Annotated in this window: 9 protein-coding genes; 5 read left to right on the forward strand and 4 right to left on the reverse strand. The window is 73.7% G+C overall.

The window, feature by feature from the left end; all coding sequences use genetic code 11:
• Positions 1–57: 57 nt before the first annotated feature.
• From ACIOD2_RS02715 to fusA, 4 genes are all read left to right on the forward strand, one after another.
• Entirely contained in the window at positions 58–2,181 is a 2,124-nt protein-coding gene (locus ACIOD2_RS02715) for a hypothetical protein (RefSeq protein ID WP_400533445.1), read from the forward strand.
• Between the two features lie 52 nt (positions 2,182–2,233).
• A complete protein-coding gene (locus tag ACIOD2_RS02720; RefSeq protein ID WP_400533447.1) occupies positions 2,234–3,883 on the forward strand; it encodes a PucR family transcriptional regulator in 1,650 nt (549 codons plus the stop codon).
• Positions 3,884–4,199: 316 nt separating this feature from the next.
• On the forward strand, positions 4,200–5,639 hold the full coding sequence (locus ACIOD2_RS02725) for a M4 family metallopeptidase (RefSeq protein ID WP_400533449.1): 1,440 nt from the start codon (positions 4,200–4,202) through the stop codon (positions 5,637–5,639).
• Positions 5,640–5,951: 312 nt separating this feature from the next.
• Positions 5,952–7,901 (forward strand): elongation factor G, encoded by a 1,950-nt coding sequence (gene fusA / locus ACIOD2_RS02730; RefSeq protein ID WP_400533451.1) that lies wholly within the window; start codon positions 5,952–5,954, stop codon positions 7,899–7,901.
• Between the two features lie 37 nt (positions 7,902–7,938).
• Here the strand turns inward: fusA and ACIOD2_RS02735 are convergent, their stop codons facing one another.
• The 3 genes from ACIOD2_RS02735 to ACIOD2_RS02745 all read right to left on the reverse strand — a co-directional run bounded on the left by ACIOD2_RS02735 (position 7,939) and on the right by ACIOD2_RS02745 (position 12,882).
• On the reverse strand, positions 7,939–9,144 hold the full coding sequence (locus ACIOD2_RS02735) for a cysteine desulfurase-like protein (protein WP_400535383.1): 1,206 nt from the start codon (positions 9,142–9,144) through the stop codon (positions 7,939–7,941).
• A gap of 673 nt (positions 9,145–9,817) precedes the next feature.
• On the reverse strand, positions 9,818–12,586 hold the full coding sequence (locus ACIOD2_RS02740; protein ID WP_400533452.1) for an ATP-binding protein: 2,769 nt from the start codon (positions 12,584–12,586) through the stop codon (positions 9,818–9,820).
• Between the two features lie 68 nt (positions 12,587–12,654).
• Entirely contained in the window at positions 12,655–12,882 is a 228-nt protein-coding gene (locus tag ACIOD2_RS02745) for a hypothetical protein (protein ID WP_400533454.1), read from the reverse strand.
• A 125-nt stretch (positions 12,883–13,007) separates the two neighbouring features.
• Here ACIOD2_RS02745 and ACIOD2_RS02750 point away from each other — a divergent pair, with 125 nt between their 5' ends.
• Positions 13,008–14,255, forward strand: coding sequence for a glycosyltransferase 87 family protein (locus ACIOD2_RS02750; protein ID WP_400533455.1), 1,248 nt, complete (start codon positions 13,008–13,010; stop codon positions 14,253–14,255).
• On the opposite strand, the gene ACIOD2_RS02755 is transcribed toward ACIOD2_RS02750, so the two are convergent.
• Positions 14,206–14,631: a DUF4383 domain-containing protein gene (locus ACIOD2_RS02755; RefSeq protein ID WP_400533457.1), complete on the reverse strand. Its 426-nt coding sequence runs from the start codon at positions 14,629–14,631 to the stop codon at positions 14,206–14,208. The two genes, ACIOD2_RS02750 and ACIOD2_RS02755, sit on opposite strands and share 50 nt — an antisense overlap.
• Positions 14,632–14,699 lie beyond the last annotated feature (68 nt).

Here is a 14,699-nt window from a genome sequence, read left to right on the forward strand (position 1 = left end):
GATCCGGGTCTCGGACCCGTCGCCCGCAGGCCTTGACCCGACTCGGGGAGGGGTTCGGTGGGTTCGTTGCACCGCGCGGCGCTGGCCGGGCTGGCGTACCAGGACGCGTTTTTCGCCTGGCCGCCGCCCATCCGGGAGCGCTACGTCACTCTGGTGCGCTCCGCGGACCCTGCGGAGGCGGTGCCGTTCCTGCGCTGGCTCCGCGTCGCGACCCCGATGCGCTACCCGGCGCTGGTGGGCGCGGCGACCTTCGTGGCCGCGCGGCTGGCGCGGGGCGAGCACGGCCTGTCGAGGCAGGTGATCGCGTCGGTGCTGCGCCGAGCGGACGACCCGGGCCACCTGCTGGCCTACTGGGCAGCGGTCTACGGGCCGGCACTGCCGAAGCCGGTGAAACGCGGGGTGGCGGACGCGGTCACCCGCCTGTACGACGAGCCGGCGCTGCTGGCGTACGACACCACGGGCCACCACTTCGAGCTGGGCTTCGTCCGCGGCGACCTGCCCCGCTACGGCGGCATAGGGACACCGCGCCCGCTGCGGTTCGGCGAGGTGATCAGGCTGGTCCACCCCAGGGCCCGCGATCAGGCCCAGGGCGACTTGTTCCGGTACGCCCTGGCCCGGCGGCAGGGGAGGGTACGGAGGATCCCGGTATCGCTCCTCTTGGTGCGGCAGTGGGCCCAGCTGTCGGCTGACGGCGAAGCGCCGACCAGCCCGGTCAGTGGTTCGCGCCGTGACGAGCCTGAAGGGGAGCTGGCGACCCGCGGAAACCCCGATCGCAAGCCGCCAATGCCGGCAGCCGGCGGTGCGCGGCGGGGTGAGGCTGAGGTACGCGCGGGGGAGTCGTTCGCCGATGGGAGGCTCGGCCGTGAGGCGCGGGTGGGCGGAGGTGAGCCCGAAGTCCTGTTGGGAGAGTTGTCCGCTGGCCGAGGTGCCGACCGTGAAGCGTCGATGCGAGTGCTTCAGGGTGAGCCGGAGGTGCGCGCGGGGGAGTCGTTCGCCCGAGGGGGTTCTGGCGGTGGGGCGTCGGCGCGGGTGGGCGGAGGTGAGCCCGACGTCCCGCCGGGAGAGTTGTCCGCCGGCCGAGGTGCCGACCGTGAAGCGTCGATGCGAGTGCTTCAGGGTGAGCCGGAGGTGCGCGCGGGGGAGTCGTTCGCCCGAGGGGGTTCTGGCCGTGGGGCGTCGGCGCGGGTGGGCGGAGGTGAGCCCGACGTCCCGCCGGGAGAGTCGTCCGCTGGCCCAAGTCCCGACCGCGAAGCCTCGACGCGAGCGCCCCAGGGTGAGCCCGAAGCCCGCCCGGCTGAGCCATTCGCCGACTCCACCGCCGACCGTGCGGCGCTCCTCGGGCCGATGCAGGTGATCGCCGGGGTGCGTCGCGGCAGGAAAGACCCCCGGTTCCCAGGACAGGTGCTCGCCCAGCTGCGTCGAGCCGGAAGCTCGCCGCACGCGGAGACCGTGCTCGCCTCCCTGCCCGTCGCGAACCTGGTGTCCGACCCCGGCCGCTGGGCCCGTCTGGAAGAACTCGTCCCGCACCTGCCGCTGGCAACCCTGCTCGCCAACCTGCGCCGGTTCGACGCCGCCGGGATCGGGTTCGAGACCGCCATAGCCGTCGCCGCGCGGATCGCCGATCCCGGTGAGGTCCGCGCGTCGGGGGTGGGGCCGCTGCGGTTCGCCGCGGCCTGGGGTGGAGTGGACAGCCGGCGGTGGGAACCCGCGCTGGCCGCCGGTGCGCGGCACAGCCTCGGCTCCGTGCCGCGGCTGGGTGGACGCACCCTCGTCGTCGTCGAACCGCGCTGTGACACCCGGATCGTCTTCGGGCTCGCGCTGGCTCAGCGGTGCGAGGCCGCCGATCTCGCGGTCCTCGGCGGTGGGCGGTTCCCGCTCGAACCCGGTGAATCGCCGCTGCACGCCCTGGTCCGCTGGCACTCGACCGACCTCCGCGGCACCTGTTCCTTCGCCGGGCACGACCGGGTCGTCCACGTCACCGAGCAGGTCACCACCGTGCCGGACGTGCCCGCCGACGTTCCCCTCTACGCCTGGGAGACCACGAGGTACAGCAAGTTCGACACCACGGCGGCATTCGAGACCGGTCCGCGGCGCGGGCTCTTCCGCGGGCTGGGCGACCCATCCTTCCTGGCGATCCCCTTGTGGGAGGAATTCGTCGCCGCCGACGAAAGCGGGGGCTGATTCGGTGCCGCTCGACGAACTAGGCTGCGGGCAACCCGCCTAGCTTCGGGAGGTGCTCGTTTCCGTGAACCTGCGCCCGCACGCCAGCCTCGGCCGTGTCCTCGACGACCTGGGCGGCACCCTCCTGGACCTGGTGCTCGGGGACGCCGACCGGGCCGGCGACATCGGCGGCGTCGCCATCCACGACCCCCTCGACGAGCCGGCGCTGCCCCAGCACGCCCTCGTCCTCGGCGTCGGCCTCGGCGAACCGGGCGAAGTCGTGCGGCAGCTGCGGATCCTGGCCCGCCACGACGCCGCGGGGCTGGTGCTGCGCGCGCCCGTCACGGTGACCGACGAGGTCACGGCCGCCGCCGAGGAGACGGGCGTCGCCCTGCTGGCCCTGGCTCGCGGCGCCTCCTGGACCCAGCTCGCCGCGATGCTGCGGTCCCTGCTCGCCGAGGGCGACGTCGGCGACGCCGAGCCGGAGACCCTCGCCGGCCTGCCGTCGGGTGACCTCTTCGCCGTGGCCAACGCGATCGGCGCGCTCATCGACGCGCCGGTCACCATCGAGGACCGCCGGTCGCGGGTGCTGGCCTTCTCCGGGCGGCAGGACGAGGCCGACCCGTCGCGCGTCGAGACCATCCTCGGCCGCCAGGTCCCCGAACGGTTCGCGCGTGCGCTCACCGACCGCGGGGTCTTCCGCGAGCTCTACCGCACCGACCAGCCGGTCTACGCCGACCTGGTCTCCGAAAGCCTCGACGGCCTGACGATGCCGCGCGTGGCCGTCGCGGTCCGGGCCGGCGACGAGGTCCTCGGCTCGATCTGGGCCGCGGTGTCCGAGCCGCTCACCGCCGACCGCACCCAGGCGCTCTGCGACGCGGCCCGCCTGGTCGCGCTGCACATGCTGCGCGTCCGGGCGGGCGCCGACGTCGAACGCCGGCTGCGCGCGGACCTGCTCAGCACCGCGCTCGAAGGCGGGGCCGCCGCCCGCGAGGCGCTGAGCCGGCTCGGCCTGGCCGACCAGCCGGTCGTCGTGCTGGCCCTGGCGGTGCTCGACGCGGGGGAGCAGGCCGACGCCGGTCTCGCCACCGAGCGCCAGCGCCTCAGCGACGGCCTGGCGATGCACCTGAGCGCCGTCCACCCGAGGTGTGCGGCGGCACTCGTCGGCGACACGGCGTACGGCCTGGTCCCGGTGAACCGCGGCGACGACGACGGCGAACGGCGTGCGATGCGCATCGCGAAGGACTTCCTGGACCGGGTCGGCGACCGCGTCCACGCGGTGGTCGGCATCGGCCCGGTGGCGCGCAGCGCGGCCGAGCTGCCGGAGGCTCGCGACAGCGCCGACCGCGCGCTGCGGGTGCTGCGCACGGGCAGCGGCGCGGGCCGCCGGGCCGCGCTGCTGGCGGACGTGCACGTCGAGGCGCTCCTGCTGGAGCTGCAGGACCTGGTCGCCGCGCGCGGCGACCGCCCGACCGGCCCGGTCGCCCGGCTCCTCGACTACGACGAGCAGCACCAGGCCCACCTGGTCGAGACGCTGCGGGCCTGGCTCGACGCCTTCGGCGACGTCATCGCCGCCTCGGCCGCGGTCCACGTGCACCCCAACACGTTCCGCTACCGCCTGCGCCGGCTCGCCGAGGTCGGCGGCTTCGACATGACCGACCCCGAAGCCCGCTTCGCCGCGATGCTCCAGCTCCGCGTGGTCGCCCCGCCGCCCACTTCCTGAGCACCCCGTGATCCGAGGGTCGACACCCGTGATTGCGGGGTCGACACGCGTGATTGAAGGGTCGACACGGCGGGCAAGCCAGATGTCGCCGTGTCGTCGCCGCAATCACGCGAGTTGGCGTCTCAATCACGCGAGTTGGCGTTCTGATCACACGCGGTGCCTGCCGGGGTCGTCCGAAATGTCGGTGATTTAGCAACCGTTACCTGACCTCAAGTGGTCAGTTACCTACTTTCAGCCGGTGTGCTCACCCCTCGGGGCATGTGAACCTGCACGGACTTCACGTCAGGTGATCAAACCTTCCACGGAGGTGTACCGGGTGTCACGCAAACGGGTCATCGTTGGGACAGCGACAGCGAGCGCTGCCCTCGTCGCGGTATCGCTGGTCGTGACCGGCTCGCCGGCGTCCGCGACCATCGCGCAGCCGTCGATGCGCGCGATGAACGCCCAGGCGATGCCGTTCGGCAGCGTGCTGCGGTCGCAGCAGGAGATCGGCGGGGTGCCGGTCTTCGGCGGGCAGACCGTCCAGCTCCGCGACAAGGCGGGCACGGTCCTCGCCACGCACGGCCGGACCACGAAGAAGACGGCGGGAGCGTTCCCGGCGAGCGACGCCGGTGCCGCCGACGCGGCCATCGCCGACGTCGCCAAGCGCACCGGGCTCGCGAAGACCGCGCTGAAGGCCGACGCGCCGCGCGCCTTCTGGTACGACGCCACGCTCGGCGGAGCGAAGGGTGACGGCGTCGCCGTGCCGACCTACCAGGTCACCGTGCACGGCACGAAGTTCCAGGACAAGTGGACCGAGGTCGTCAAGGCCGGCACGGCCGACGTCCTGACCTCCTGGTCCGAGGTCCGCGAGGCCAACCGCGACGTCTGCGACGCGAACCACAAGGTGGTCAGCGGCACCACCGACTCGGTCCGTTGCGGCACCGCGTTCGACGTCGCCCGCAAGGAGGGCGGCGCCGAGTCGAGCGTCGCCGACGTCAACAACGTCTACAACTTCTTCGGCCAGGCCTCGGACTTCTACTCGAAGTACGTCAACGTCGACCTGACCGGCCTGATCGGCGCCGACTACAGCGACGGGACCGGCAAGGCGCTGCGCGGCACCGTCCGGATCTGCGTCGACGGCGAGTGCCCGTTCGCCAACGCCTTCTGGGACGGCGAGCAGATGGCCTTCGGCGAGGGTGTCACCACCGACGACATCACCGGCCACGAGCTGACCCACGGCGTCACCCAGGCCACCTCCGGCCTGAGCGGCGGCCAGGCCGACTCGATCAACGAAGGCCTCTCGGACGTCTTCGGCAAGTTCATCGGCATCACCTCGAACGACCCCAACGACACCGGCGGCAACCGCTGGCTGCTCGGCGCGGGCTCGTCGCTCGGCGCGATCCGCGACATGAAGGACCCGCGCTCGTCGCTGTCCCCGCAGCCGGACATGGTCAACGGCCCCGGCTGGGAGACGAACAACCCGGACGAGCACATCAACGACGGCGTCGTGAACAAGGCCGACTACCTGATCACCGACGGCGACACGTTCAACAACCAGACCGTGCGCGGCCTCGGCCTCGACAAGGCGGTGCAGGTCTGGTGGGGCGTCGAGAACACGCTCACCCCGAGCGCGACGTTCAAGGACGTCGGCGAAGCCCTCAACTCCTCCTGCGCCGCGCTGGCGAAGGCGGGCACCGCGGGCATCACCGACGACGACTGCACCCAGGTCGCCAACGCGGTGAAGGCGACCCAGCTCGACCAGGACCCCAGCTGATCCTGAGCTGATCCACCGAAGGCCACCCCGGCCCGTCCGGGGTGGCCTTCGGCGTTCCGGGGCGAAAACCGGTTGGGCGCCGGACCTGGACGTCGCTACGCTGCCCCGGAACCGCACACCGCGCCGAACGAGAGGAGCCCGCCATGCGTACGCGCATCGCCGTCTCCCGTTCGCGCTTCGAGGTGCTTCTGGTGTCTTCGTGCCCGCGGTGCCGGCCGCGCGGCTGACACCCCGCCCGTGACGGAAGTCCACTGTGGACGTCACGCGAAATCGCGCTGCCCTGTAACGGATCTTCCGCACAAGGACCGCACCATGCGCACCTCTAACCTCGGCCACGTCCGCAACCTGGGCATCCTCGCCCACGTCGACGCGGGCAAGACCACCGTCACCGAACGGATCCTCCACCTCACCGGCGCCACGCACAAACAGGGTGAGGTCCACGACGGCACCACCGTCACCGACTTCGACCCGCAGGAACGCGACCGCGGCATCACCATCTTCGCCGCGGCCGTGACCTGCGCCTGGGACGGGCACCGGATCACCCTCATCGACACACCCGGCCACGTCGACTTCACCGACGAGGTCGAGCGGTCGCTGCGGGTGCTCGACGGCGCGATCGCCGTGTTCGACGGCGTCGCGGGCGTCGAACCGCAGAGCGAAACCGTGTGGCGCCAGGCCGATCGGCACGGCGTCCCGCGCATCGCCTTCGTCAACAAGCTGGACCGCGCGGGCGCCGACCTCGACGCGGCCGTCGAGTCGATCCGGCGGCGCCTGCACCCGGCGCCGCTGGTCGTCCAGCTGCCGATCGGGCGCGAGGACGGCTTCACCGGCGTCGTCGACCTGCTACGCCCACACGACGTACCCGACGAACTGAAGGAGGAGGCGCACCGACGTCGCAGGCTGCTCGAAGAGGCCGTCGCCGAGCTGCATCCGCTGGCGCTGGACGAGTTCTGCGCCGCCGGGACCGTCTCGGCGGAGACCCTGGAGAAGGCCCTGCGCGACCTGACCCGCATCGGCGACGGCCTGGTGGTGCTGTGCGGCGCGGCCTACCGCGACCGCGGGATCGAGCCGCTGCTCGATGCCGTCGTCGCCTACCTGCCGTCGCCGTCGGACGTGACGCCGGTGCGCGCCGACCGGCCCGCCGACCCGGCGGCGCCGCTGGCCGCGCTGGTGTTCAAGGTCGTCGCGACGACCACGGGACGGCTGACGTCGGTGCGGGTCTATTCGGGAACACTGCGGAAGGGGGACCAGGTGCTGGACGCGGGAACCGGCCGCACGGAACGGATCGCGCGCATCCTGCGGGTGCAGGCCGACCGGTTTTCCGAAGTGGACAGTGCGGTGGCCGGCGACATCGTCGCGCTGGCCGGGCCGAAGGCGGCCCGCGTCGGCGCCACGCTGTGCGCGCCCGGCGCCCCCGTGCTGCTGGAGCCGCCGGTGACGGCGGACCCGGTGGTCTCGGTGGCCGTCGAGGCGCGCCGGAACGGCGACCGGCTCGCGCCGGCGCTGGCCTGGCTGGCCGAGGAGGACCCGTCGCTGGTCGTGCGGACCGATCCGGAGAACGGGCAGACGGTGCTGTCCGGGCTGGGCGAGCTGCACCTGGAGGTCGCGGTGGAGAAGCTCCGGCGTGGCCGCGGGCTCGAGGTCGCGGTGGGACGGCCGCAGGTCGCCTACCGGGAGACCGTCGTGCGCGGCGTGTCCGGGCTGGTCTACCGGCACGTCAAGCAGGACAGCGGCGCCGGGCAGTTCGCCCACGTCGTGCTGGACGTCGAGCCGTTCGACGACGGGTTCGAGTTCGCCTCGGCGATCGTCGGCGGGCGGGTCCCGCGCGAGTACGTGCGCGCGGTCGAAGCCGGCTGTCGTGACGCCCTGTCCGACGGGCCGCTGGGCGGGCACCCGGTAACTGGCGTGCGCGTGACGCTGGTCGACGGCGCCACGCACGTGAAGGACTCGTCGGAACTGGCGTTCCGCGCGGCGGGCCGGTTCGGCCTGCGGGAAGCGTTGCGCGCCAGTGAGATGCGGCTGCTGGAGCCCATCGCTTCGGTGGTCGTGACGGTGCCGGACGACGCCGTCGGCGGCGTGCTCGGCGACCTCGCCGCGCGCCGGGGCCGGGTGGCCGGCTCGGCCGTGCGGTCCGGTACCGCGGTGGTCACGGCCACCGTGCCGCTCGCGGAGCTGTTCGGTTACGCGAACCGGCTGCGCAGCCGGACGCAGGGCCGCGGCACGTTCACCGCCCGGCCGGCCGGCTACGCACCGGCGCCGTGAGGAAGGAGGGCGCTCGCCGACGGCGGGCGCCCTCCGCTCAGCCGACGGCCAGCGCGGCGACTCCGGAGACGAGGCGGTCGACGTCGGTTTCGGTGGTGTACGGCGCGATCCCGGCACGCACCGCCCCGGCGTCGCCGATCCCCAGGTGGCGGGCGGTCTCGATCGCGTAGAAGGTGCCCGCGGGCGCGTTCACCCCTTGCTCGGCCAGGAAGATGTAGGCCGCCATCGGAGCGACGTCCTTGATCGAGAACAGCACGGTGGGCGTGCGGTGCCGGTCGGACGCGCCGTATTGCGTGACGCCGGGGATGGCGGCAAGGCCCGTCTCGAGACGCGTGAGCAGCGCGTTTTCGTGCTCCTCCAACGCCTTCAGCGACCGAGGCAGCCGTTCGCGGCGCAGGCCGGGGCCGGGATCGAGGTGCGAGAGGAAGTCGATGGCCGCCGTCGTCCCGGCGAGCAGCTCGTACGGGAGGGTGCCCAGCTCGAAGCGTTCGGGCACGGCGTCCGACGCGGGCAGCAGCTTGTCCGGGTGCAGCGTCTCCAGCAACGCCGGCGCGGCGGCGACCACCCCGAGGTGCGGGCCGAGGAACTTGTACGGCGAGCACGCGTAGAAGTCCGCGCCGAGTGCGGCGACGTCGACGACGGCGTGCGGGGTGAGGTGGACGCCGTCGACGTAGACCAGCGCGCCGGCGTCGTGCGCCGCGGCGGCGATCGCGCTGACGTCGGGCCGGGTGCCGAGCAGGTTGGACGCGGCGGTGACGGCGACGAGCCGGGTCCGCTCGGACAGCAGCCCGGCGACGGCGTCCGTCGCGAGGACACCGGTCGCGGGGTCGAAGTCCGCCCAGCGCACGGTCGCGCCCGCGGCCTCGGCGGCCTGCACCCACGGCCGGATGTTCGCGTCGTGGTCGAGCCGGGTGACGACGACTTCGTCGCCGGGGCCCCAGTTCTTGGCCAGGGTGCGGGAGAAGTCGTAGGTCAGCTGCGTCATGCTCCGGCCGAAGACGACCCCCTCCGGGGACGCGCCGAGCAGGTCCGCCACAGCCTGGCGCCCCTTGGCGACGACGTCGGAGGCCCGCTGCTCGGCGGGCGTCACGGAGCCGCGGTTGGCGATCGCCGCACACAGCGTCCCGGCCACCGCCTCGCCGACGACGTCGGGGACCTGGGAACCACCCGGCCCGTCGAAGTGGGCGGCGCCTTCGCTCAGCGCGGGAAAGTGCTCGCGGATCTTCTGCACGTCGTAGGCCACGTGGCCAGCATGCCGCAGCCCGCGCGGCGCGGAAAGGCCGCTGGTGCTCCGCATCTCGATGTGCTCGGCGCGCAACGTGGTGGGACGCGCGAGTCGGGTGCTCGCTGGGGCGGCTGCATCTCACACCAGCATGCCGCGGTGCGCATCCCGCCGCGCTCGTCGTGCAACGTGGTCGGCGCGCATGAGTCCGCCGCGAGAGGGGTGCTCGCTGGAGCGGCTGCATCTCACGCCAGCAAGACCGCTGCGCTCATCTCGATGTGCTCTCCGCGCACGTGGTGGGCGCGCGCGAGTCCGCGGCGAGTCGGGTGCTCGCTGGGGCGGCTGTACCTCACGCCGGCATGCCGCGGTGCGCATCTCGATGCGCTCTCCGTGCAACGTGGTGGGCGCGCGCGAGTCCGCGGCGAGTCGGGTGCTCGCTGGAGCGGCTGCATCTCACGCCAGCAAGCCGCGGTGCGCATCTCGACGTGCTCTCCGTGCAACGTGGTGGGCGCGCGAGTGCGCAGCGAGTCGGGTGCTCGCTGGAGCGGCTGCATCTCACGCCAGCAAGCCGCAGTGCGCATCCCGATGTGCTCGCCGCGCAACGTGGTGCATGCGCACGAGTCCACAGCGCGAAGGGTGCCCTGCTGAGGCGGCTGCATCTGACCTCGGCCGCCTGACCTCCCCGGAAAGAGCCCTACCGCGCCGAAGGCGGCCGATGCAACGCACCCGCCAAGCCGGCACGGCCCTTGAGCCCCAGCTTGCGGTACACGTTCGTCAGGTGCAGTTCCACGGTCCGGACCGTCAGGAACAGCGACTCGGCGATCTCCCGGTTGGTCGCGCCCGCCGCGGCCTTCTCCGCGACCCGCCGTTCGCTGCCGCTGAGGGTGTCGGCGGGGGAGCCGGTGCCGCGCCGCATGCGGCCTCCCGCGTCGGCCAGCGCTGTCACCGCCAGGTCCAGCCGGGGCCGGTCCTGGCTGCGGACGGCGACGTCGATGGCGCGGCGCAGCCGGTCCCGTGCGCCCTTCGGGTCACCACGCTCCAGCAGTCGCCGGCCCAGCAGGTACTCGGCCTCCGCGTACATCGGCCGCGCGGGCGTGTCCGCCAGCTGGTCCGCGGTCTCGGCGAGCAGGTCAAGGCCCGCGTCGCCGGGAGTGAGGACCGCGCGGGCGAGCCGTGCCATGCCGAGCGCGCGCGGTGTGCCCCAGGCGGCCGCCTGCTCCTCGGCCTCTTCGACGGCGGGCCACGCTTCGCCGTCACGGCCGAGGTCGTGGAGCAGCCGGGTCGTGTCGGACCACCACGGTGCGAACAGCGGGTTCCCGATGCCCGCTTCGGCCAGGCTGTCGCGGCAGGCGAACAGGTCGGCGAGCGCGCCCTCGGCGTCCCCGGTGCCGGCCAGCGCCTGGGCCCGGGCCATCAGGAGCCAGTGGTACTCGAGGGTGAACCGGTCGATCCGTGGCCGGGTGACGCTGCGCGCGATCTCCAGCGCCCGCGCGGGATCGCCGTGGCGGACCAGCGCCGAGGCCAGCACCGCCTGGGTCATCGCGACGTTCTCGCCCCACGACTCCTGGGTGACGATCCGGTGGGCGAACTCGGCGTCGGCGAGCGCGTCGGCGACGTCGCCGGTCCCCAGCCGCACGAGCGCGCGCATGCTGGCGCCGACCGCGCACGTCCAGGCCTCGCCGGAGCCTTGCGCGTGGGTGAGCAGCCAGTCGAGCGCGGCCAGCGACGTCGTGGTCTCGTCGGCGAGGTGCAGCGTGAGCACCGCGCCCAGCACCGACCAGCCGCCGGGAGCGACGTCCCCGACCGAGAGCACCTGCCGGGCTTCCGCGGCGAGACCGGCCGCGGGGCCGCCGCGCAGCGTGCGCAGGGTCGCGAGCATGGCCAGCAGCTGACGTTCTTCCGGCGTCTCGCCCGGCGGCGGGGCCAGATCGCGGAACCGCTCGGCGACCGGCCCGACCGTGCTCTTCTCGTCGATGCCGGACATGATCAGCGCGGACTGCGCGAGCGCCCGCCGCGCCCGGTCCGCGGGCGCCGGATCCGGGCCGATCTCACGCTCGAGCGCGTCCAGCACCGTGCCGACCAGCTCGAACGACTTGAGCGAGTTCTGTGCGCTCATCGACGTCATCGCGTACTGCACCGCCAGCGGCACCTGCTCCCGCGGCCCGGGGACCAGGTCCAGGGTGCGCTCCAGGTGCGCCAGCGCCGCGGGCGGATCGACCTGCGCGAGCACCCGGGCGAGGTCGGCCCGGATCGCCACATGGGTCTCGTCCGCGGCGAGCGCGCGGTCCAGGTACCGGGCGGCGGCCGCGGGCGCGCCGCGCTCCTCGGCGACGGCGGCGGCCTCCCGCAGCACCGTCACCATCCACGTCTCGGGCGGGCCCGGCACGAGCAGCAGCAGGACGGCGACGTCCTCCGGGGCGCGGCCGCGGACGTCGAGCAGGGTCGCCGCGCGGGTCCGCAGGGCCGCGAGCTCCGCCGCCGGCACCGGGTCGAGGACGGCGGTGCGGATCAGGTCGTGGGTGTAGCGGAGGTCGTCGGGCCGCAGCAGGTCGTCGGCCCGCAGCGCGCGGATCGCCGCGGCGGCCGGCCCGGGCTGGGTGCCGGCGAGGGCCGCGACCAGCTCGACGTCTTCGCCGTCCAGCACCGCGATCGCCCGGGCGACGGCCAAGGTCTCAGGCGGCAGGCGGGTCAGCAGGGTGCGGGCGACGACCTCGTGACCGTGCTCCTCGAGCGTGGCCAGGTGGGTGTCTTCCGGCTCGACGCCGTCGGCCCGCAGCCGGGTGACGACCCGGTCGAGCAGGAACGGGTTGCCGCCGGTCACCTCGGCGCACCGCGCCGCGAAGGCGGGTTCCGGCGGCGTCGCGAACCGGGCCCGGAGGACGTCGGTGACCGCGTCCGCCGACAGCGGGCCGAGGTCGACGGCGGGGCAGCCGAGCTCGCCCAGCGGCGCCGGGTTCGGGGTGCCGTGGCCGGTCCGCTGGGTCAGGATGACCAGCAGCGGCAGGTTTTCCGCGCGCCGCAGCAGGAATCCGAGCCAGCGCAGCGAGGCCTCGTCGCACCACTGGACGTCGTCGACGGCGAGCACCAGCGGCCCGTCGGCGGTGCGGTCGGCGGCGAGCCAGTAGAGGCCGTGCATCACGGCGTAGGTGTCACCGGCCGGCTCGGTGCGCCCGGTGGCGAGCGCGGGCCGGGCGAGCGGCGCGGACTCGGCGGCGCCCGGGCCGAGCGGCGCGAACAGCTCGCGGACGGCCTGGTAGGCGGGGGACCCGGACTCCGGGCAGCGGGCGGTGAGCACGGTGGCGGCCACGTGGTCGAGCTCGTCGAGCACGGCCGCGAGCAGCCGCGTCTTCCCGATCCCGGCCGGCCCGCGCAGCAGCACGGCCTGCCCGTCCCCGGCGGCGGCCTTCCTGGCCCGTTCGACGAGCAGGGAAAGCTCCCAGTCGCGCCCGGCGAGCTCGCCCATCGTCTCCTCACCCCCGGCGCCCCGCCCCCGGGGACGCCGGAGCACAGGGTATGCGAGCGGTGGGGCGGTCAGCGTCCTCGGTTGCGCGCGTGGTCGCGGGCCTGGCGTTCGTTGCCGTGTTTGTAGTTGCCCGTCGCTTTCGCCATCAGCAGCTGGGGGTCGTCACCCTTCTCGGCCGCGGCGAGGAAGCGCGCGGCGGCGCCCCCGCGGAGCGTCCCGGCGGGACGGCCGTGGTGGGTGATCGTCACGGTGCCGCGCTCGTCGACGCGGTAGGCGAAGCCGCCCGGAGTGCCCATCGGACCAGGCTGGCCGGTCGGCTCACCCTCGGCAACCGGATTTCCCCGGGGTGGATCCGGGGGATACCCGGATGGCGCAGTCCCGCGGACCCGACAGAATGCGGTGGGAGACGAAGGGGGAGCGCGTGCGGGGGATACGGCGAAGGCTGGGGAACAAGTACGTGCTGCTGGGGGCGCAGCTGCTCCTGCTGGTGCCGCTGCTCGTCTCGGTCACCGGCGGCCGGGTGCGGTTCCCCGCCTACCGCGTCGACCTGGACGTCTACCGGCTGGGCTCGGCGGCGCTGCTGCACGGCGACGCGCTCTACGGCACGCTGCCCCAGACCCAGGACGGGCAGTTCCTGCTGTTCACCTACCCGCCGTTCGCGGCGATCGTGCTGGCGCCGCTGACGATCCTGCCGTACTGGCTGGCCTGCCTCCTGCTGACGCTGCTCACGCTCGGCCTGCTCGCCGTGGTGCTCTCGACCGTGCTCGGCGCGCTGGGTGTGCTCCCGCCCGGACTGCGTGGCTGGCGCCGGATCACGGCCGTGCTGCTGCTCGCCGAGGTGCTCGAACCGGTGCTGCGCACGGTGTACGCGGGCCAGATCGACCTGCTGCTGCTCGCCCTCGTCGTGCTGGACGTCCTGGTGGACACCCCGAAGTGGCCGCGCGGCCTGCTGATCGGCATCGCCGCCGCGGTCAAGCTGACCCCGGCGGTGTTCCTGCTGTACTTCCTCCTGCGCCGTGACGTCCGCGCCGCCGTCGTCAGCACTGTGACGTTCCTGGCCGCGACGGCGGTCGGCTTCCTGCTCGCCGGGGCGGACTCGGTCCGGTACTGGACCGGGGCGCTCTGGGACACCGGCCGCGTCGGCGAGCCGACCTACGCCGGCAACCAGTCGCTGCTCGGCCTGCTGGCCAGGGCCGGGGTACCCGCCGACGCGCGGACCGCGTGGTGGCTGCCGCTGGTGGCGGTCGTGCTCGTGCTGACGGCGGTGGGCGTGCGGCGCGCGCTCGTGGCGGGGGAGCGCACCCTCGCGCTCGGGGTGAACGCCGTCGGCGGCCTGCTCGTCTCGCCGATCTCGTGGACGCACCACTGGGTGTGGGCCGTCGTGGTGCTGCTCGGCTGGGCGGAGCTGGCGCGCCGCACCCGGCGGCGCGGGCTCGCGGTGTTCACCGGCGTCGGCGCGGTCCTGTTCGTGGCCGGGCCGCAGTGGTGGTGGCCGCGCGGCGGCGAGGTGGAGCGCCACTGGTCGTTCGTCCAGCAGCTGACCGGGAACGGTTATGTCCTTTTCGGACTCGCGGTGCTGCTCGCCGCGGCGCTGGTGCGGTTCCCGCGCCCGGAGTTCCTCAGCGTTCCCGACCGGGCGCGTTCCGTAGCCAGCCTGCTCCGAGGATGACCATCGCGGTGCCGAGCCCCAGCGCGAGGCAGACCCCCGCGGTGTTCATCGGCATGAAGTCGTCGACGGCGTCGGGCAGCGGCAGCAGCCCGGCGAGCCCCAGGATCACGTAGAGCACCCCGCCCGCCACCAGGAAACGGCTGGCCAGCGTGGAGGAACGGCTGCAGAAGATCGCGACGGCCCCGGTGAGCAGGTGCACGAGCGTCCACGCTCCTGACACGGCGAACAAGCCGAACAGCTGATGGTCGACCGTGACCCCCGGGATCAGCTCGCACGCCCCGAGCACGAGGAACAACAGGCCGATCAGCATGCCGATGCCCTGAACGGGGGCGGGCCCCGATCTCGGCACGGGAGCTGCGGGTTCGGTGCGTGTCATGTAATCCGGATTCCCCGCCCGAAGCCTCGCCAACCGCCCGGACGTGAATCGTGTTCGTGACGGGTCCC

Origin of the sequence: Amycolatopsis sp. NPDC088138 (assembly GCF_044741685.1) — a bacterium.
Taxonomy (GTDB): domain Bacteria; phylum Actinomycetota; class Actinomycetes; order Mycobacteriales; family Pseudonocardiaceae; genus Amycolatopsis.

Coding starts and splice junctions, on each gene's coding strand:
- ACIOD2_RS02740 (WP_400533452.1), bottom strand. CDS start 12,586: ATGGGCGAGCTCGCCGGGCGCGACTGGGAGCTTTCCCTGCTCGTCGAA.
- ACIOD2_RS02755 (WP_400533457.1), bottom strand. CDS start 14,631: ATGACACGCACCGAACCCGCAGCTCCCGTGCCGAGATCGGGGCCCGCC.
- ACIOD2_RS02745 (WP_400533454.1), bottom strand. CDS start 12,882: ATGGGCACTCCGGGCGGCTTCGCCTACCGCGTCGACGAGCGCGGCACC.
- fusA (WP_400533451.1), top strand. CDS start 5,952: ATGCGCACCTCTAACCTCGGCCACGTCCGCAACCTGGGCATCCTCGCC.